Source organism: uncultured Algibacter sp. (genome assembly GCF_947495675.1).
Taxonomy (GTDB): domain Bacteria; phylum Bacteroidota; class Bacteroidia; order Flavobacteriales; family Flavobacteriaceae; genus Algibacter_B.
Map to the genome: position 1 here is coordinate 1 of NZ_CANLZX010000118.1, position 211 is coordinate 211.

At 44.1% G+C, this 211-nt stretch carries 1 protein-coding gene; it reads right to left on the reverse strand.

Translation table 11 applies throughout. The annotated features are described in order from the left end of the window. On the reverse strand, positions 1-188 hold a 188-nt coding region (locus Q0842_RS16320), incomplete at its 3' end, for a hypothetical protein (protein WP_298500585.1). Positions 189-211 lie beyond the last annotated feature (23 nt).

The following is a 211-nucleotide window of genomic DNA, read 5'->3' on the forward strand; positions in this document are numbered from 1 at the left end:
GGTTGAGACCCAGTTACTTCCCACAGACATGATGTAGTATTAAATGTTGCAGTTTCATAACAAGCTGTCGCTGGTTCTGCCGGTTGAGACCCTGTTACTTCCCACATACATGATGTAGTATTGAAAGTCGCTGTTTCATAACAAGCTGTCGCTGGTTCTGCTGGTTGAGACCCTGTTACTTCCCACATACATGATGTAGTATTGAAAGTCG